Origin of the sequence: Pseudomonas sp. NyZ201 (assembly GCF_049860765.1) — a bacterium.
GTDB lineage: Bacteria > Pseudomonadota > Gammaproteobacteria > Pseudomonadales > Pseudomonadaceae > Aquipseudomonas > Aquipseudomonas bharatica.
The window spans coordinates 5,918,853-5,937,237 of sequence record NZ_CP187557.1; the positions used below are offsets into that span (position 1 = coordinate 5,918,853).

At 66.3% G+C, this 18,385-nt stretch carries 16 protein-coding genes; 10 read left to right on the forward strand and 6 right to left on the reverse strand.

What is annotated here, in order from left to right; all coding sequences use genetic code 11:
• The first annotated feature begins 117 nt into the window (after positions 1-117).
• A complete protein-coding gene (locus ACPFMA_RS26590; protein WP_425929222.1) occupies positions 118-837 on the forward strand; it encodes a 16S rRNA (uracil(1498)-N(3))-methyltransferase in 720 nt (239 codons plus the stop codon).
• On the opposite strand, the gene ACPFMA_RS26595 is transcribed toward ACPFMA_RS26590, so the two are convergent.
• The 6 genes from ACPFMA_RS26595 to pilG all read right to left on the reverse strand — a co-directional run bounded on the left by ACPFMA_RS26595 (position 834) and on the right by pilG (position 10,097).
• Positions 834-1,292, reverse strand: coding sequence for a chemotaxis protein CheW (locus ACPFMA_RS26595; protein WP_064302591.1), 459 nt, complete (start codon positions 1,290-1,292; stop codon positions 834-836). The genes ACPFMA_RS26590 and ACPFMA_RS26595 overlap by 4 nt on opposite strands.
• Positions 1,285-6,534, reverse strand: a complete 5,250-nt coding sequence (locus ACPFMA_RS26600) for an Hpt domain-containing protein (RefSeq protein ID WP_425929225.1) — start codon at positions 6,532-6,534, stop codon at positions 1,285-1,287. Before ACPFMA_RS26600 ends, ACPFMA_RS26595 begins: the two co-directional genes overlap by 8 nt.
• Positions 6,535-6,657: 123 nt before the next feature.
• On the reverse strand, positions 6,658-8,706 hold the full coding sequence (locus tag ACPFMA_RS26605) for a methyl-accepting chemotaxis protein (protein ID WP_064302593.1): 2,049 nt from the start codon (positions 8,704-8,706) through the stop codon (positions 6,658-6,660).
• Between the two features lie 18 nt (positions 8,707-8,724).
• On the reverse strand, positions 8,725-9,264 hold the full coding sequence (locus ACPFMA_RS26610; RefSeq protein WP_064302594.1) for a chemotaxis protein CheW: 540 nt from the start codon (positions 9,262-9,264) through the stop codon (positions 8,725-8,727).
• A gap of 11 nt (positions 9,265-9,275) precedes the next feature.
• Positions 9,276-9,641 carry a twitching motility response regulator PilH gene (pilH, locus tag ACPFMA_RS26615; RefSeq protein WP_064302595.1) on the reverse strand — a complete coding sequence of 122 codons (366 nt, stop codon included), beginning with the start codon at positions 9,639-9,641 and terminating at the stop codon, positions 9,276-9,278.
• 45 nt (positions 9,642-9,686) lie between these two features.
• Positions 9,687-10,097, reverse strand: a complete 411-nt coding sequence (gene pilG / locus ACPFMA_RS26620; protein ID WP_009397797.1) for a twitching motility response regulator PilG — start codon at positions 10,095-10,097, stop codon at positions 9,687-9,689.
• Between the two features lie 205 nt (positions 10,098-10,302).
• Between pilG and gshB the strand changes: the two genes are divergently transcribed.
• From gshB to hslU, 9 genes are all read left to right on the forward strand, one after another.
• Positions 10,303-11,256 (forward strand): glutathione synthase, encoded by a 954-nt coding sequence (gene gshB, locus ACPFMA_RS26625; protein WP_425929228.1) that lies wholly within the window; start codon positions 10,303-10,305, stop codon positions 11,254-11,256.
• 100 nt (positions 11,257-11,356) lie between these two features.
• A complete protein-coding gene (locus ACPFMA_RS26630) occupies positions 11,357-12,259 on the forward strand; it encodes an energy transducer TonB (protein WP_420059561.1) in 903 nt (300 codons plus the stop codon).
• Between the two features lie 48 nt (positions 12,260-12,307).
• Entirely contained in the window at positions 12,308-12,877 is a 570-nt protein-coding gene (locus ACPFMA_RS26635) for a YqgE/AlgH family protein (RefSeq protein ID WP_064302598.1), read from the forward strand.
• Positions 12,877-13,311, forward strand: coding sequence for a Holliday junction resolvase RuvX (gene ruvX / locus ACPFMA_RS26640; RefSeq protein ID WP_009397793.1), 435 nt, complete (start codon positions 12,877-12,879; stop codon positions 13,309-13,311). The genes ACPFMA_RS26635 and ruvX overlap by 1 nt, the downstream gene beginning before the upstream one ends.
• A 44-nt stretch (positions 13,312-13,355) precedes the next feature.
• A complete protein-coding gene (pyrR, locus tag ACPFMA_RS26645; RefSeq protein ID WP_009397791.1) occupies positions 13,356-13,874 on the forward strand; it encodes a bifunctional pyr operon transcriptional regulator/uracil phosphoribosyltransferase PyrR in 519 nt (172 codons plus the stop codon).
• A 13-nt stretch (positions 13,875-13,887) separates the two neighbouring features.
• Complete coding sequence (locus ACPFMA_RS26650) at positions 13,888-14,892, forward strand: aspartate carbamoyltransferase catalytic subunit (RefSeq protein ID WP_064302600.1); 1,005 nt, start codon at positions 13,888-13,890, stop codon at positions 14,890-14,892.
• A complete protein-coding gene (locus ACPFMA_RS26655; protein WP_425929232.1) occupies positions 14,889-16,160 on the forward strand; it encodes a dihydroorotase in 1,272 nt (423 codons plus the stop codon). The genes ACPFMA_RS26650 and ACPFMA_RS26655 overlap by 4 nt, the downstream gene beginning before the upstream one ends.
• A 222-nt stretch (positions 16,161-16,382) precedes the next feature.
• Positions 16,383-16,913, forward strand: a complete 531-nt coding sequence (gene hslV / locus ACPFMA_RS26660; protein WP_009397786.1) for an ATP-dependent protease subunit HslV — start codon at positions 16,383-16,385, stop codon at positions 16,911-16,913.
• A 76-nt stretch (positions 16,914-16,989) separates the two neighbouring features.
• Positions 16,990-18,327, forward strand: a complete 1,338-nt coding sequence (gene hslU, locus ACPFMA_RS26665) for an ATP-dependent protease ATPase subunit HslU (protein ID WP_279896700.1) — start codon at positions 16,990-16,992, stop codon at positions 18,325-18,327.
• Positions 18,328-18,385: the final 58 nt, after the last annotated feature.

Here is an 18,385-nt window from a genome sequence, read left to right on the forward strand (position 1 = left end):
CGGGCAAGCCACGCTCCTACAAGGGCAATGCGGTCTCCTGTAGGAGCGTGGCTTGCCCGCGAAGGCCTGCAAAGCAGGCCCAAAACCTGACACCTCAAATTTCATGTCGAGCCCCCAATGAGACTCTCCCGCTTTTTCATCGACGCCCCGCTGGGCCTCGGCGAGCACGATCTGCCTGAAGCCCAGGCCCATTACATTGGCCGTGTCCTGCGCATGAGCGTCGGCGACGCGGTGCAATTGTTCGACGGCAGCGGCCAGGAATACCTCGGCCAGTTGCTCGAAGTCGGCAAGAAAACCGTGCGCGTCAGCCTGGCCGAGGCACTGCCCGGCCAGGCCGAATCGCCGCTGCACATTCACCTCGGCCAGGGCCTGTCCCGTGGCGAGCGCATGGATTGGGCAATCCAGAAAGCCACCGAGCTGGGCGTGAACGTGATTACGCCGATCGTCAGCGACCGCTGCGAAGTGCGGCTGAAGGACGAGCGCGCCGACAAGCGCCTGGCCCACTGGCGCCAGGTGGCAATCAGCGCCTGTGAACAATGCGGCCGCTCGACGGTTCCACGGATCAACCCTCCGCTGACCCTGGCCGAATGGCTGGCCGCCAGCGACGAAGCGCTGAAACTGGTCCTGCACCCGGTGGCCGAGCCGCTGGTCAGCCACGCCCGTCCGGCCAGCCTGGCGTTCCTGATCGGCCCGGAAGGCGGACTGTCGGACGCCGAAGTGGAACAGGCCAGGGCCAGTGGCTTCCAGTCCGCCCGCCTCGGCCCGCGGGTGCTGCGTACGGAAACCGCGCCGGTGGTGGCGCTGGCGGTGGCCCAGCAGTTATGGGGTGATTTCTAACCTTCGGGCAGCAGCTTCTCCAGTGCCACCAGGTCCGGCACCCGGGCCACCTGCTCGCCCACCTGCACCGCCGCCAGTTCCAGGTCGGCCAGCGGCACATCGACGTAGTTGAGCTGGCTGTCGAGCTTGCAGGAACGCGGAATGCCCTGCACCAGCAGGGCAAAAAAGCTCCGCGAAGTACCGCCCAGGGCGTTGAGCACAACGATCCGTGCCCGCTCGCCCACCTGGGTCTGCCCGCCGCATGCGGCCTCGAAGCTCAGCAGCGGCAGGCGCTGGCTGCGCCAGTCGATCCAGCCCAACAACCAGGCAGGCTGGTCGGGCGCGGGGGTACAGGCCTGGTAACCGATCAGTTCGGCCACCGCCACGTTGGGCAGCACCAGGCTGCGGTCACTCAGCGGCAGCAGGAGCCCGGTAAGGCTGCTGCGACGTCCGCTGCGGGTTCCTTGCTCAAGCATTGACATGACTCCAGCGGGCGATGCTCTGCAACAGCACCGACTCTTGATAGGGCTTGCCCAGATAGTCGTTGACCCCAATGGCCATGGCGCGGTCGCGGTGCTTCTGCCCGGTACGCGAGGTAATCATGATGATCGGCAGGTCCTTCAGCCGCGGATCCTGGCGCACCCGGGTCGCCACCTCGAAGCCGTCCATGCGCGGCATTTCGATATCCAGCAGCAACACGTCAGGCCGGTGCCCGGCCAGCACGGCCATGGCATCGACCCCGTCCTTGGCGGTCAGCACGTTCATGCCGTGGCGTTCCAGCAGACGACCGGTGACCTTGCGCACCGTGACGGAATCGTCCACCACCAGCACCAGCAAAGGCCGCGCGGGACCGCCAGGCGGGCTTGCCGCGATCTCCCGCGATGCACGCCCGGCCTGTTGCGCCAGGCGCAGATGCAAGCCGCGCAACTGCGCCAGCAGGTCGAGAATCAGCACCACCCGACCGTCGCCCAACAGGGTCGCCCCGGCCAGCCCCTGCACGGCGGCGAACTGCGGCCCCAGGCTCTTGACCACGATTTCCCGGCTGGCCGAGAGGCTGTCCACCTGCACCGCGAACTGCTGATCGTGGGCATGCACCAGCACCACCGGCAACGGCAGGCTCTGGCCCAGCAGCCGCGGCTGGCGCTCGCCCTGCAACAACTCGCCGAGATAGCGCAGCTCATAACCGCGCCCGGCATATTCGTAGCGCGGCGGATCGAGGCGATAGCAGGCCTCCAGTTCCGCCGGCGGCACCCGTACCACGCCGTCGATTGCATTGAGCGGCACGGCGTACTGTTCCTCGCCGCAATGCACCATCAAGGCACGGTTGACCGACACGGTGAACGGCAGGCGAATCAGGAAGCGCGCGCCCTTGCCCTGCACCGAACTGATCACCATCGAGCCGCCCAGTTGCTTGACCTCTTCATGCACCACGTCCATCCCCAGCCCGCGCCCGGAAATCTGGGTGATCTTCTCGGCGGTGGAAAAGCCCGGCTGGAGAATGAACTGCATGACCTCGTGATCGCTCAGCTCGCTGCGCGGGTCAAGCAGCCCGCGCTTGATCGCCTTGCTGCGCACCGCCTCCAGCGGCACACCGGCGCCGTCGTCGAACATCTCGATAACGATGTCGGCGCCTTCGTGCAGCAGGTTCAGGGCGATCATGCCCTGCTCCGGCTTGCCCGCCGCCAGGCGCACCTCGCGGCTTTCCAGGCCATGGTCGACGGCATTGCGCAGCATGTGCTCCAGCGGCGCCACCATGCGCTCCAGCACGCTACGGTCCATTTCGCCTTCGGCGTTGCCCACCACCAGTTCGACCTGCTTGCCCAACTCGCTGGCGGTCTGCCGCACCACGCGCTGCAAACGCGGCACCAGGCGCTCGAACGGCACCATGCGGGTGCGCATCAAGCCTTCCTGCAAGTCGCTGTTGACCCGCGCCTGCTGCGACAGCAGGCCCTGGGCCATCTGGGTACGGGCGGCCAGGGTTTCCTTGAGGTCGAGCAGGTCGGAAGCCGATTCGCTCAGCGCCCGGGACAGCTGCTGCAACTGGGAATGGCGGTCCATCTCCAGCGGGTCGAAGTCCTCGTAGGCATCGGCGTCGGCCTGCAAGCGGCTGAGGCCGCCCTGGGTCTCGGTATCGAGGCGCCGCAACTGGTCGCGCATGCGCTCGAGGGTGGTTTCCATCTCGTTGAGGGCCACCTGCGCATCGTTGATCTGCTGCTCCAGGCGCCCGCGCAGGATCGAGGTTTCCGCTGCCTGGTTGCCGAGGTCATCGAGCAGCTCGGCATTGACCTTGACCATATCCAGCGCCGCGCGCTCCGGGGCCGGCGCCGGGGTTTCCGGCGGTACTTCGGCGGGCACGGCAGCAGCGCTGTCGCTGAGGGCGGCGCTGCTGAAATTGCGGATGTAGTCGATCAGCGCCGTGGCCGCGTGCAGCGGCTGTTGCAGGCGCACGGCATCGAGCATGTGGGCGAGGCGGTCATGGCAGTTCTGCAGCAGGCTGAAAAGCGCCGGGCTGGCCTGCAACTGGCCGGCGGCGAGGTGCTCGTAGAGGAATTCCAGCTCGTGGGCCAGGTCGCCGATCGGGGCGATTTCCACCATGCGCGCACCGCCCTTGAGGGTGTGCAGGTCGCGCAGCAGGTTTTCCACCTCCACCGTATTGCGCGGTTCGGCCTGCCAGCGAGTGAGCGCCGCAGCAGCGCTTTCGACGATGTCCACGCCCTCTTCGAGGAAGATTTCCAGCAGCTCCTTGTCGCCTTCCTGGGCCGGATGCTCGGCCCTGGCCGGGCTACCCGGCGGCTGGGCGTGGTGGCGAAACTCCCGCAGCGAGGCAAGGTTCTCCACCACCGATTCCAGCGCCTGGCCCTGGCTCAGTTGCGCCAGCAACCTGGCCAGCAAGGCATGGCTGGCGCGCAACAGGCTGGCCAGTTCCGGCGACGGGCTGTAGCGGCGGTCCACCAGCCCTTCGTAAAGCAGCTCCAGCTCATGGGCGAGTACATCCAGCGCACCGATCCCGGCCATCCGCGCGCCGCCCTTGAGGGTATGCAGGTCGCGCTGCAACGAGGACAGCGTCGAGACGTTGTCGGGATCGTCGAGCCAGCGCCCGAGCGCCTGGTCGGCGCTGTCCAGCACATCGATGGCTTCTTCGAGGAAGATCGCCACCATTTCCTCGTCCGCTTCCTGCCCGGCGAGTTCCCGGGTGACGTCGTCCAGTTCGGCAATGCTCGAGGTGCCGTCGCCCTGGCGGCGCACCAGGCCCATGGCGCCCGGGTCGAGCCCCTGTTCGAGCAGCCCGCGCAGGGCCAGCAAGCGCTCCGGACAGGGTTCGACATCCTGCCCTGCGGCAATCTGGTCGAGCATGTTGATCAAGGCTTCATGGGCCTGCTGCGCTTCGTCGAAGAACCGCGCATCGGCAGCCAGGCTGCTTTCCTCCACGGCGCCGTAAAGATCGAGGAGTGCCTCGCACAGCTCATCCACCTGCCACAGGTTGGCGAGGTGAGCGCTCTGGCCCAGGGTGGTCAGCTCATCGAGCAGCGAATTCAGCTCGTGGCGCTCGCCCGGGTGCTCCTGCCAGCGCAGCAGCAGGGATTCGGCATCGAGCAGGATGTCCATGCCCTGTTCGAGGAAGCTGGCGATCAGTTGCGGATCGCGCTTGATGCGCGGGCTCTGGTCCGGGGAATCGAGAAGCGCCTGCAGGCGCGCGGCGACCACCTGGTCGACCTGCTCGATCAGGATGTCCGCCCCCTTGATCGGCGCCAGCGGCGTAGTGCCGAGCTGGTCAAGGCCACGGCGCAGCAAGGGTTCGGCGGTTTGCAGCAGATAGATTTCATCAAGGTCGAAGCCCACCTGGTGGGCCTTGAACTCGCGGGCCAGCAGGTCCAGGGCCGTGGCCAGCTCGGCGATGGGTGTCACCCCGGCCATGGCCGCGCTGCCCTTGAGCGTGTGCAGGGCGCGTTGCAGGTCATCGCTGACCGGCGCCGGCAGGTACACCTCGGCATGGGCGAGGAAGGCATCGAGCACAGCCAAGTGAGTCTGCGCCTCGTTGCGGAAGATCTCCAGCAATTGCGTGTCGAGGGGCTCGGCGTGCTCGCCATCGGCGTCGGCGTCGTTCATCGCCAGCGCGTGCAGGTGGCTGGCCAGGTGCTCGACGTGGGCATGGGCATGCACCTCTCCGGTGGCGAACTCGTCGACCAGCGGGGTCATCAGGGTCATCGCCTGGCCGATCGCCTTGAGTACTTCGGCGCCGCTGCCAACGCGGCCTTCGAGCATACGGTTGAGCAAGTGCTCGCCGGCCCAGGCCAGTTCGGCCAGGACCGTGGCGCGGACCATCCGACCGCTGCCCTTGAGGGTATGGAATCCGCGGCGCAGCTCGATCAGGGCCTCGCGCGGATGGCCTTCGCCGCGCCAGCGCAGCCAGTCCTCGTCCATCTGGCCGAGGACTTCCTCGGCTTCTTCGAGAAAGACTTCGCGCAGTTCATCGTCCACCGGCTTCGGCGCAGCGATAGTGATCGGTGCCGGGTGCAGTGGCCGCGCCAGTACCGGAAAGCCCAGCGCACCGAGTGCACGCCGGGCACGGGCCAGCAGCGGCTCGACATCGGCCTGGAGATCGATGCTCAGGGACTGCAACGCATATTCCAGGCTGCCGACCACCTCGGCGAGGTGCTCCAGCGCGGCGCTGTCGGGCAGGCTCTCGGCCTGCAGGACATGGGCGTGAAGGTAGTCGGTACAGCGCTGCACCACGGCGGCCGGATGCGGCAGCATCAGCATGGCCAGGGCGCCACGGATCTGTCCGAGCAGGTCGGGTAGCGGTTGCAGGCGCACCCGATCCCAGCCGGCTTCGAGGCAATCGGCGATCAGGTCGCGGGCCTGCAGCAGCACGCCGTGGGCCTCGTCCAGGACCAGCTGGCGGATCTCGTTGATATCGGTGCCGGTAGGCGGGGTCTGGCTGCTGGTTTCGATGGCGCCGACCATGCCGCTGAGGGTTGCCTCGGCGTACTGCAAGGCGGCGGACACGTCGATCAGCAACGCCTCCTGGGGCGCTTCCTTGAGCATCGACTGCAACACCGCGACCTGGTCAAGAATCACCCGGCGCGGCTGGTTGAAGCCGAGCACGGCGAGGGTATCGGCGATTTGTCGCAACGGCGCCAGCAATGGCTCCAGGCTTTGGCCCTCGCCACGCGCGGATTGCTCGACGCGCTCCTTGATTCGCAGCAGGTCCTCGCTCAGCGCCGCCACTACCGAGCGCATACCGTCACGGTCGGGCAGGCGGCCTTGCAAGGCATCCAGCGACAATTCGAAGTTTTCCCCGCTACCCGGAGCGTTAACCCCCAGTGCGCTCTCGCCCAGGGCCTCGACGCCGCGGGCGGCACGCAACTGGTTGAGCAATGGCAGGGCCAGCAACGGCAGGTCGCGCCGGGCAATCCGCAGGCGATCCAGATACAGCGGCAGCTGGCTCAGTGCGCGGAACAGCGCCCCTTGGGCATTGGCCTGGCCGTCAGCCAGAGCCCGGGCCATGGCTTCCATTTCCTGGGCCAACAGGGCCGCCCCCTTGAACTCAAGGAGTACCAGGCAACCGTGCACCTGGTGCAGCACCTCGACACAGGCGCCCAGCGCTTCGCCTTCGCCATTGGCGAACTGCTCGAGTGCCTGCCGCGCCTGGGCGAGGCTTTCTTCGATCGCCTCCCTGACCCAGGCCAGGGCGACGAAATCATGCCGGTCAGCCATGTCTACTTCTCATAAACTCATTGGTTTACGCGGACCTTGTGGGAGCGGGTTCACCCGCGATTGCGATGGTGAACTCACCGACGTCATCGCGGGTGAACCCGCTCCCACAGGGTCCGTGTCGATTCAGCGGGACTCTGGATTCGGCGGCAAGGTAAAGCCCGAAACCGACCGCCGCATCTCGCTGGCCATGCGCGCCAGGTTGCCGATGCTTTCGGCGGTGGCAGTGGAGCCGGACGAGGTCTGCGAGGTGATCTGCTGGATGATCGCCATGGTATGGGAGATCTGCCCGGCCGACGACGTCTGCAACTGGGCGGCATCGGAAATGCTCAGGATCAGCTCGGCCAGCGTCTGCGACACCCCTTCGATCTCGGCCAGGGCCACGCCGGCGTCCTGTGCCAGGCGTGCGCCACGCACCACCTCGGCGGTGGTCTGTTCCATGGAAATGACCGCTTCGTTGGTATCGACCTGGATCGCCCGAACCAGCGCCTCGATCTGCCGGGTCGCCGAGGACGAGCGCTCTGCCAGGCGCTGCACTTCGTCGGCGACCACGGCAAAGCCGCGCCCGGCCTCGCCGGCCATGGAGGCCTGGATGGCCGCATTGAGCGCCAGGATGTTGGTCTGGTCGGCAATGTCGTCGATCAGGTTGACGATATCGCCGATTTCCTGGGAAGACTCGCCCAGGCGCTTGATCCGCTTGGCGGTGTCCTGGATCTGCTCGCGAATGTTGTCCATCCCGTGGATGGTGTTGTGCACCACCTCGTTGCCCTTGTTGGCGATGGCCACCGAACGTTCGGCCACCTTGGCCGATTCGTAGGCGTGGCCGGATACCCGGTCGATGGACTCGGCCATGTCGCCCACCGCCATGGAAGCATCGGCGATCTGCTGGGCCTGATGCTCGGACGCCTTGGCCAGCAAGTGCGCGGTGTTCTGCGTGTCTTCCACGGCGGCGGCGACCTGCTCGGCGCTGAGGTTGATGGTCGCCACCAGGTCGCGCAGCTGGTCGATGGAATAGTTGATCGAGTCGGCGATGGCCCCGGTGAAATCCTCGGTAACCGACGCGGTGACGGTCAGGTCGCCATCGGCCAGGTCTTCGATTTCGTCGAGCAGGCGCATGATCGCCTGCTGGTTGCGCTCGTTCTTCTCGGCCGTTTCACTGAGCTGGCGGTGGGTTTCACGGACCATCACCGAACCGATCAGGATGATCGATGCCAGGGCCAGCAGGCCCAGCACATAGCCGCCGACGGTGTCGAGGGTGCGTCCACCGGCGAGGTTCTCGAAGCCGGTGGCCAGGCGCGAGGCTTCATCGAGCAAGGTCTGGGACAGGCTGAAAATGTTTCCGGCGGCCTCGCGCACGCGAAACAGCTCGGGCGAGGTTTCCAGGATCTCGTCCACGGAGCCGGCGACGAACTGGAACAACTCGGCGATTTCACCGAGACGGGCGCGGGCGTCCGGGTCTTGCACGCGGGTAACCTGGATCGCCGGGTTGCCGCCGAGCATGCCCTCCAGGACCTGACCGAAGCGATTGGCGTCACGACCGAAGGCATCGGCGGCCTGCACCGAGGCGTCGTCGCCGGCCAGGACGGTATTCACCGAACCGAGGATGCGCTCGGCCAGCAATGCCTGGCGCTGGGCCACCGCCACCTGGGCGGCCGGCGCGCCGCTTTGCAGGAGGATTTCCACCACCTTCTCGTACTCGACCTGCAACTGCGGCACGGTCTCGGCCAGGGTGGCGGCGACCTGGTGCAGGGACAGCACGGTCTGTTCGCTGGCAAGGATCACGTCGGTGTTCTTGCGCAACGTCTCCCAGTCGCGCTGCACGGCCTCCATCTCGCTGCGCACCGCCGCTGGCGCCGAGGGCAGGCCGGTGGCGGGGTCGCCTTTCTTCAGGTAGCTCCAGCGCTGCTCGAAATCGTTGCGCGCCTCGCTCAGCAGGCGGAACGCCACGGTCTTGCCGGACGCCGCTTCGGTGGCGTTCTTGGCGATGCGCTGCGACAGCACGCGCAGTTCGCCGGCGTGCCCGATGTACTGCTTGTCGTGGTTGGCCTGGGTGTTGAGGTAGGCGAAGTTGGCGAACAGCAGGATGATCGACAGGATCAGCACGACGAACAACGCCGCAATCTGCGCGCTGCTGCGCGATCCTTTGAGCGAATTGACGGGCTTGGTCTGGCTCACGGTTCTGGCGTTCCTCTACTACAGCGCGACATCGAGAAAGCCCGGGGACTGGGCCAGGGCGAACGGGCTGAAAATCCCCCAGCAGTGCTCGCGCTGGAAGTGCCCCTGGATAAAGGGAGCCGCGCTGCCCAGCAAGGGCGACGGCGGCGCCAGATCGAGACCGTCGAGGGCGAAATGCTGGAGACCAAGCACTTCGTCCACCTGCAGGCCGGCGAGCAGTTCATCGTGATCCACCACCAATACCCGACGCTGCTTGCGGCCCTGGTTCGCCTCCAGGCCGAGAAAACCGCCGAGGTCGGTGACTGGCAACAACTGGCCACGCAGGTTGGTGACCCCGGCCACCCATGGCTTGACCCCGGGAATCCGGCTCAGGCGCGGGGCCGTCAGCACTTCGGCCACTTCGCCCATGGGGGCTACGAAACAATGCTCGCCCAGACGAAAGCCGATACCGCTCCAGGTCTGCAGGCGGGTTTCCTGCAACGGCAGGTCGGCGGCCAGCAGGCGGCAGCGCCGGTCGATGTCCAGCAGCAGCTCGAAGGCGGTCAGCGATTCGCCCATGGTGATGCGGTTCAACCCTTCAGGACGCTGTCGAGCACCCTGGCCAGGTCGTCTTCTTCCACCGGCTTGACCAGGTAGGCCTTGGCGCCCTGGCGAGTGCCCCAGACCTTGTCGGTTTCCTGGTCCTTGGTGGTGACGATGATCACCGGGATGTCCTTGGTCGCGGGGTCGTTGCTCAACCTGCGGGTAGCCTGGAAGCCGTTCATGGTGGGCATGACGACATCCATCAGCACCGCATCGGGCTTTTCCTGGGACGCCAGGGCCACGCCGTCGGCGCCATTGGCCGCCTTGAGCACCTGGTGCCCTTGCTTCTCGAGCATCTGGGTGAATCTGTGGGTCTCGGTCGGCGAGTCGTCGACGATAAGAATTCGGGCCATGCTGTTCCTCGTATAAGGAAAGACGCCAGCGCTTGCAGGCCGGCGTCAGGGTGCGTGTTGTTCTTCCGCCGTGAAGCCCGGCACATGGGCGCGGATGGCTTCCAGCAGTTCTTCCTTGCCGAACGGTTTGGTCAGGAACTGATCGCAGCCGACGATCCGCCCGCGGGCCTTGTCGAACAGGCCGTCGCGGGACGACAGCATGATCACCGGAATATCCTTGAAGGCGCTGTTGTGCTTGACCAGGGCGCAGGTCTGGTACCCGTCCAGGCGCGGCATCAGGACGTCGACGAAGATGATGCCGGGGCGATGATCGACGATCTTGGCCAGGGCATCGAAACCGTCGATGGCCGTGATCACCTCGCATCCCGCTTCGGCGAGCAGCATCTCGGCGGTGCGGCGAATCGTCTTGGAGTCGTCGATCACCATCACTTTCAATGCCGTGTCGGGCTGAACCATATTCGCTCTACCATTGCTGTCGGATAGCGCCATGCCGGCCACATGCCCGCATTTTTAGCATACTCAAGGGGTGCATACCATCGAGCCACGCCGGGCCCGGGCTGCGCTGCGTTTTTCCCTTGACCGCCAGCGTCCCGGGCGCCACCCTGAGCCACTTTTCCTTGCAACCACCGCGGCCCCGGGCCGCCGAGAGGATTTACCCCCCATGAGCGTTCGCCTCGGCATTGTCATGGACCCCATCGCGTCCATCTCCTACAAGAAGGACAGCTCGCTGGCCATGCTGCTGGCCGCACAGGAGCGCGGCTGGGAGCTGTTCTACATGGAACAGAAGGACCTTTACCTGGGCGCTGGCCAGGCCCGCGCGCAGATGCGTGCATTGAAGGTGTTCGCCAACCCCGAGCGCTGGTTCGAACTGGACGCCGAGCAGGACGCACCGCTGGCCGACCTCGACGTGATCCTGATGCGCAAGGATCCGCCCTTCGACATGGAGTTCGTCTACAGCACCTACCTGCTGGAGCAGGCCGAGGCCGAAGGCGTGCTGGTGGTCAACCGCCCGCAAAGCCTGCGCGACTGCAACGAGAAGCTGTTCGCCACCCGTTTCCCGCAGTGCATGGCACCGACCCTGGTCAGCCGCCGCGCGGATATCCTGCGTGAATTCGCCGCAACCCATGGCGACGTGATCCTCAAGCCGCTCGACGGCATGGGCGGCGCCTCGGTGTTCCGCCACCGTCCGGGCGACTCGAACCTGTCGGTGATCCTCGAGACCCTGACCCAGCACGGCGCCCAGCAGATCATGGCGCAGGCCTTCCTGCCGGCGATCACCGACGGCGACAAGCGCATCCTGATGATCGACGGCGAGCCGGTGCCCTACTGCCTGGCGCGGATTCCGGCCAGTGGCGAGACCCGCGGCAACCTGGCGGCCGGCGGCCGTGGCGAAGCCCGCCCGCTGACCGACCGCGACCGCTGGATCGCCGCCCAGGTCGGCCCGACCCTGCGGGAAAAGGGCCTGCTGTTCGTCGGCCTCGACGTGATCGGCGACTACCTCACCGAGATCAACGTCACCAGCCCGACCTGCATCCGCGAGATCGATGCGGCGTACAACACCAATATCGGCGGGCAGTTGATGGACGCCATCGATCGCCAGCTCAAGGCACGCTGACCGACGACAAGAGGAAAGCCTGCGCAGTGGGTTATGATGCCGGTCCCTTTTCGACCTGGCTTCCCCGCTTCGCCGGCCTTCCCCGGCTGCTGGACTACCGATGACGCTTCCCGCCGATATCCCTGCCGACTTCGTCCCGCCCCGCGTCCGCCCGGCGGACCGCCTCGGCTTTACCCTGTTCGTGGCGGCGCTGCTGCACCTGGCGCTGATTCTCGGGGTGAGCTTCAGCTTCGCCAAACCGGAGGAAATCCGTCGTTCCATGGACATCACCCTGGCGATGTTCAAGAGCGAGGTAAAGCCGCAGAAGGCCGATTTCCTTGCCCAGGAAAACCAGCAGGGCAGCGGTACCCTGGACAAGGCGGCAGTACCGAAGACCACCGAAGTAGCGCCGTTCCAGGACAGCAAGGTCAACAAGGTCACGCCACCCCCGGTATCGCGCAAGGAAGAGGTGCCGCCACCGCCGGCCAAGGCGGCGGTCACCACTGTCGCACCCAAGCCGCAGAAAGTGCAGAACGCGCCGAAGGAAGCCAAGCCACAGCCGGCTCCCAAGGCCGAAACGCCGGATTTCGACAGCTCGCAACTGTCCAGCCAGATCGCCAGCCTCGAAGCGGAACTGGCCAACGAGCAGCAGCTGTACGCCAAGCGCCCGCGCATCCACCGCATCAGCGCCGCCTCGACCGCACGGGACAAGGGCGCCTGGTACAAGGACGAATGGCGCAAGAAGATCGAGCGCATCGGCAACCTGAATTATCCCGACGAAGCCCGCCGCCAGCAGATCTACGGTAGCCTGCGGCTGATGGTGTCGATCAATCGCGACGGCTCGCTCTACGAAGTGCTGGTGCTCGAGTCGTCCGGGCAACCGCTGCTGGACCAGGCAGCGCAGCGCATCGTGCGCCTGGCGGCGCCTTTCGCACCGCTCACGGGCGACCTTGCCGACGTCGATCGCCTGGAAATCGTCCGCACCTGGCGCTTTGCCCGCGGCGACCGCCTCTCCAGCAATTAACGACGCTGCAGCTTGTCAGCCCGGCCCCTCGCCGCCACACTAGCCGGTATGAAAAATTTCAGCCCGAGTTACCTCAAGCATCAGTTCCTGATCGCCATGCCCCACATGGCGGACCCGAATTTTGCCCAGACCCTGACCTACATCGTCGAACACAACGAGAACGGTGCCATGGGCCTGGTGGTCAATCGCCCGCAGGAGCTGAACCTGGCCGATATCCTCGAACAACTGCGTCCCGAGGAAGAACCCTCGCCGCTCAGTGTCAACGTGCCGATCTACATCGGCGGGCCGGTGCAGACCGACCGGGGCTTCGTCCTGCACACCAACGACCGCACCTACCAGGCCACCATCCAGCTCGACGGCCTGGCCTTGTCCACCTCCCAGGACGTGCTGTTCGCCATCGCCGAGGGCAATGGTCCGCGGCAGAGCCTGATCACCCTGGGCTACGCCGGCTGGGAAGCCGGGCAACTGGAGGCGGAGCTGGCCGACAACGCCTGGCTCAACTGCCCGTTCGACGCGGAAATCCTCTTCGCTACCGATACCGAGCTGCGCCTGAACGCCGCCGCCACGCGCCTGGGCATCAACCTGAGCCTGCTGACCAGCCAGGCGGGGCACGCCTGATGGCCGAGCTTCGTCTGCTGCTGGGTTTCGACTACGGCAGCAAGCAGATCGGCGTCGCCGTGGGCCAGGTCATCACCGGCCAGGCCCGCGAGCTGTGCACGCTGAAGGCGCAGAACGGCGTGCCGGACTGGAACCAGGTGGAAAAGCTGATCAAGGAATGGAAGCCCGACGCCATTGTCGTTGGCCTGCCGCTGAACATGGATGGCACCCCCAGCGAGATGAGCGAGCGTGCCGAGAAGTTCGCCCGGCGCCTGAATGGCCGCTTCAACCTGCCGGTACACACCCACGACGAACGCCTGACCACCTTCGAAGCCAAGGGCGAGCGCATGGCCCGCGGCGGCCAGCGTGGCAGCTATCGCGACAACCCGGTCGATGCCATCGCCGCCGCCCTGCTGCTGCAAGGCTGGCTGGAGGCCAACGCCGCACAGTCGTAACTCCCCGATCATCGGTTATGAACCGGCCCTTTCCAGGAGCAAGCATGAGCCTACCCAATCCCGCCGAACTGATCCGGCAGATGGCCGTCGACCTACGCGCCCATCTGAGCCGCCGCGCCATCACCGAGCCACGCTACATCGGCATCCGTACCGGTGGCGTCTGGGTGGCCCAGGCCCTGCTCGACGAGCTGGGCAGCCAGGAGCCCCTCGGCACCCTGGACGTATCCTTCTACCGTGACGACTTCAGCCAGAATGGCCTGCACCCGCAGGTGCGTCCGTCGGAGCTGCCGTTCGAGATCGAAGGCCAGCACCTGGTGCTGGTGGACGACGTGCTGATGAGCGGTCGCACCATCCGCGCTGCCCTCAACGAGCTGTTCGATTACGGCCGCCCGGCCAGCGTGACCCTGGTCTGCCTGCTCGACCTCGATGCTGGCGAGCTGCCGATCCGCCCGAACGTGGTTGGCGCGACCCTGTCGCTGGCCGCCCACGAACGAGTAAAATTGACCGGCCCCGCGCCGCTCGCCCTCGAGCGCCAGGACCTCGCCCCCGCTTCCGCCCTTTAAGAGTCCCCCCGCGATGACGCCAATCGACGCCAAGCGCCCGCTGCAGCTCAATGACCAGGGCCAGCTGCGCCACTTCCTCTCGCTCGACGGCCTGCCCCGCGAGCTGCTCACCGAAATCCTCGATACCGCCGACTCCTTCCTTGAAGTCGGCGCCCGGGCGGTGAAAAAAGTCCCGCTGCTGCGCGGCAAGACCGTGTGCAACGTGTTCTTCGAGAACTCCACCCGTACCCGCACCACCTTCGAACTGGCCGCCCAGCGGCTGTCGGCGGACGTCATCACCCTGAACGTGTCGACCTCCTCGACCAGCAAGGGCGAGACGCTGTTCGACACCCTGCGCAACCTCGAGGCCATGGCCGCCGACATGTTCGTGGTGCGCCATGCCGACTCCGGTGCCGCGCACTTCATCGCCGAGCACGTGTGCCCTGAGGTGGCGATCATCAACGGCGGCGACGGCCGTCACGCCCACCCGACCCAGGGCATGCTCGACATGCTGACCATTCGTCGGCACAAGGGCGGCTTCGAAAACCTCTCGGTAGCCATCGTCGGCGACATCCTGCACTCGCGGGTAGCGCGCTCGAACATGCTGGCACTGAAGGCCCTGGGGTGCCCGGACATCCGCGTAATCGGCCCGAAAACCCTGCTGCCGGTCGGTATCGAGCAGTACGGCGTGAAGGTCTACACCGACCTCGCCCAGGGCCTGAAGGATGTCGATGTCGTCATCATGCTGCGCCTGCAACGCGAGCGCATGGCCGGCGGCCTGCTGCCGAGCGAAGGCGAGTTCTATCGCCTGTTCGGCCTGACCACCGCGCGCCTGGCCGGCGCCAAGCCGGATGCCATCGTCATGCACCCGGGGCCGATCAACCGTGGCGTCGAGATCGAGTCGGCGGTGGCCGACGGTGCCCATTCGGTGATTCTCAACCAGGTCACGTACGGTATCGCCGTGCGCATGGCGGTGCTGTCCATGGCCATGAGCGGGCAGAACGCCCAACGTCAATTCGAGCAGGAGAACGCCCAGTGACCCTCAGTATCCTCGGCGCCCGGGTCATCGACCCCAACAGCGGCCTGGACCAGGTCACCGACCTGCACGTCGAAGGCGGCAGGATCGTCGCCATCGGCGCCGCCCCGGCCGGATTCAAGGCCACGCGCAGCATCGACGCCGCCGGCCTGGTGGCCGCGCCGGGCCTGGTCGACCTCAGCGTCGCCCTGCGCGAGCCGGGCTACAGCCGCAAAGGCACCATCGCCAGCGAAACCCGCGCCGCCGCTGCCGGTGGCGTGACCAGCCTGTGCTGCCCGCCCCGCACCAAGCCTGTGCTGGACACCTCGGCCGTGGCCGAACTGGTCATCGACCGCGCCCGCGAGGCCGGGCATGCCAAGGTGTTTCCGATCGGCGCCCTGAGCAAGGGCCTGGAAGGCGAGCAACTGGCCGAGCTGGTGGCCCTGCGCGATGCGGGTTGCGTAGCCTTCGGCAATGGCCTGGAAAGCTTCGGCAACACCCGCACCCTGTGCCGGGCGCTGGAGTACGCGGCGACCTTCGACCTGACCGTGATCTTCCATTCCCAGGATCGCGACCTGGCCGCCGGCGGCCTGGCCCACGAAGGTGCCATGGCCAGCTTCCTCGGCCTGCCGGGCATCCCGGAAACCGCGGAAACAGTGGCCCTGGCCCGGGACCTGCTGCTGGTGGAACAAACCGGCGTACGGGCGCACTTCAGCCAGTTGACCAGCGCCCACGGCGCGCAACTGATCGCCCAGGCCCAGGCCCGCGGCCTGCCGGTGACCGCAGACGTTGCCCTGTACCAGCTGATTCTTACCGATGAAGCGCTGGTGGACTTCTCCAGCCTGTACCACGTGCAACCGCCGCTGCGCACCCGCGCCGACCGCGACGGCCTGCGCGAAGCGGTGAAGTCTGGAGTGATCCAGGCGATTTCCAGTCATCACCAGCCGCATGAGCGGGATGCCAAGCTGGCCCCGTTCGGCGCAACAGAGCCGGGCATCAGCAGCGTGGAACTGCTGCTGCCGCTGGCGATGACCCTGGTCGCCGATGGCCTGCTGGACCTGCCGACCCTGCTCAAGCGTTTGTCGGCCGGCCCCGCTGCGGCGCTGCGCCTGCCGGCAGGCGAGCTGAAGACCGGCGCCGCCGCCGACCTGGTGCTGTTCGACCCGCAAGCCTCCACCGTGGCGGGCGAGCAATGGCGCTCGAAGGGCGACAACTGCCCATTCATCGGCCACTGCCTGCCGGGTGCCGTGCGCTACACCGTGGTGGATGGGCATATCAGCCACGAGGGCTGATCCCAGACCTGCACATCTCCCCTGTGGGAGCGGGTTTACCCGCGATTGCGATGGTGGATTCACTACTGCAATCGCGGGTGAACCCGCTCCCACAAGGTCCGCGCCGCTCTCTTGCTCTTCAGACCAAGGTCGCACCACCCGTCCCCCAAGGTTGAAATCCTTCCCTGCACCCCCATATGAGTCTGCACAGGCATTTTCGCCCCGCTGCGTGGAGACTCTCCCTTGACCACCATCGTTTCAGTTCGTCGCCACGGCAAAGTCGTCATGGGCGGCGACGGCCAGGTTTCCCTCGGCAACACCGTGATGAAAGGCAACGCCAAGAAGGTCCGTCGCCTGTATCACGGCCAGGTCATCGCCGGTTTCGCCGGTGCCACCGCCGACGCCTTCACCCTCTTCGAGCGCTTCGAAGGGCAACTGGAAAAACACCAGGGCCATCTGATCCGCGCCGCCGTCGAGCTGGCCAAGGAATGGCGTACCGACCGTTCCCTGAGCCGCCTGGAAGCCATGCTCGCGGTCGCCAACAAGGACGCCTCGCTGATCATCACCGGCAACGGTGACGTGGTCGAACCCGAGGACGGCCTGATCGCCATGGGTTCCGGTGGCGCCTACGCCCAGGCCGCCGCCCGCGCCCTGCTGAAAAAGACCGACCTGTCGGCCCGGGAAATCGCCGAGACCGCCCTGAACATCGCCGGCGACATCTGCGTGTTCACCAACCACAACCTGACCATCGAGGAGCAGGACCTGGCCGAGTGATTCAGCTGTTCTGGCGCCCGGATACACCGCCGGGCTTTTCCACGCTGACACCACCGCCACGGGACCACCACATACCATGTCCATGACCCCCCGCGAGATCGTCCACGAACTCAACCGCCACATCATCGGCCAGGACGACGCCAAGCGCGCCGTCGCCATTGCCCTGCGCAACCGCTGGCGGCGCATGCAGCTCCCTGCCGAGCTGCGTGCCGAAGTCACCCCGAAGAACATCCTGATGATCGGCCCGACCGGCGTCGGCAAGACCGAGATCGCCCGCCGCCTGGCCAAGCTGGCCAATGCGCCGTTCATCAAGGTGGAAGCGACCAAGTTCACCGAAGTCGGCTATGTCGGCCGTGACGTCGAATCGATCATCCGTGACCTCGCCGATGCGGCGATCAAGATGCTCCGCGAGCAGGAAATGATCCGCGTGCGCCACCGCGCCGAAGATGCCGCCGAGGACCGTATCCTCGACGCCCTGCTGCCACCGGCCCGCGCCGGCTTCAACGAGGACGCCGCGCCAAGCGCCGACTCCAACACCCGCCAGCTGTTCCGCAAGCGCCTGCGCGAAGGCCAACTGGACGACAAGGAAATCGAGATCGAAGTGGCCGAAGCCATGGGCGTCGATATCTCCGCGCCGCCGGGCATGGAAGAGATGACCAACCAGTTGCAGAGCCTGTTCGCCAACATGGGCAAGGGCAAGCGCAAGAGCCGCAAGCTCAAGGTCAAGGAAGCGCTCAAGCTGGTGCGTGACGAAGAAGCCGGACGCCTGGTCAACGAGGAAGAACTCAAGGCCAAGGCCCTGGAAGCGGTCGAGCAGCATGGCATCGTGTTCATCGACGAGATCGACAAGGTCGCCAAGCGCGGCAACGTCGGCGGTGCCGATGTCTCGCGCGAAGGCGTGCAGCGCGACCTGCTGCCGCTGATCGAAGGCTGCACCGTCAACACCAAGCTGGGCATGGTCAAGACCGACCACATCCTGTTCATCGCTTCCGGCGCGTTCCACCTGAGCAAGCCGAGCGACCTGGTTCCCGAGCTGCAAGGCCGCCTGCCGATCCGCGTCGAGCTCAAGGCCCTGAGCCCGGAAGACTTCGAGCGCATCCTCAGCGAGCCGCACGCTTCGCTGACCCTGCAATACAGCGAGCTGCTCAAGACCGAAGGCCTGCATATCGAGTTCGCCCCGGAAGGCATCAAGCGCCTGGCCGAGATCGCCTGGCAGGTCAACGAGAAGACCGAGAACATCGGTGCCCGTCGTCTGCACACCCTGCTCGAACGCCTGCTCGAAGAAGTGTCGTTCAGCGCCGGCGACCTGGCCGCTGCCCACAGCGAAGCGCCGATCCGCATCGACGCCGACTATGTAAACAGCCATCTCGGTGAACTGGCACAGAACGAAGACCTGTCGCGCTACATTCTGTAAGCCTCGATACGCTGCGGGCTGGACGTCGCCGATGTCCAGCTTGTAGCGTGCGGCCCTG

Coding starts and splice junctions, on each gene's coding strand:
- ACPFMA_RS26590 (WP_425929222.1), top strand. CDS start 118: ATGAGACTCTCCCGCTTTTTCATCGACGCCCCGCTGGGCCTCGGCGAG.
- ACPFMA_RS26595 (WP_064302591.1), bottom strand. CDS start 1,292: ATGCTTGAGCAAGGAACCCGCAGCGGACGTCGCAGCAGCCTTACCGGG.
- ACPFMA_RS26600 (WP_425929225.1), bottom strand. CDS start 6,534: ATGGCTGACCGGCATGATTTCGTCGCCCTGGCCTGGGTCAGGGAGGCG.
- ACPFMA_RS26610 (WP_064302594.1), bottom strand. CDS start 9,264: ATGGGCGAATCGCTGACCGCCTTCGAGCTGCTGCTGGACATCGACCGG.
- pilH (WP_064302595.1), bottom strand. CDS start 9,641: ATGGCCCGAATTCTTATCGTCGACGACTCGCCGACCGAGACCCACAGA.
- pilG (WP_009397797.1), bottom strand. CDS start 10,097: ATGGTTCAGCCCGACACGGCATTGAAAGTGATGGTGATCGACGACTCC.
- gshB (WP_425929228.1), top strand. CDS start 10,303: ATGAGCGTTCGCCTCGGCATTGTCATGGACCCCATCGCGTCCATCTCC.
- ACPFMA_RS26630 (WP_420059561.1), top strand. CDS start 11,357: ATGACGCTTCCCGCCGATATCCCTGCCGACTTCGTCCCGCCCCGCGTC.
- ACPFMA_RS26635 (WP_064302598.1), top strand. CDS start 12,308: ATGAAAAATTTCAGCCCGAGTTACCTCAAGCATCAGTTCCTGATCGCC.
- ruvX (WP_009397793.1), top strand. CDS start 12,877: ATGGCCGAGCTTCGTCTGCTGCTGGGTTTCGACTACGGCAGCAAGCAG.
- pyrR (WP_009397791.1), top strand. CDS start 13,356: ATGAGCCTACCCAATCCCGCCGAACTGATCCGGCAGATGGCCGTCGAC.
- ACPFMA_RS26650 (WP_064302600.1), top strand. CDS start 13,888: ATGACGCCAATCGACGCCAAGCGCCCGCTGCAGCTCAATGACCAGGGC.
- hslU (WP_279896700.1), top strand. CDS start 16,990: ATGTCCATGACCCCCCGCGAGATCGTCCACGAACTCAACCGCCACATC.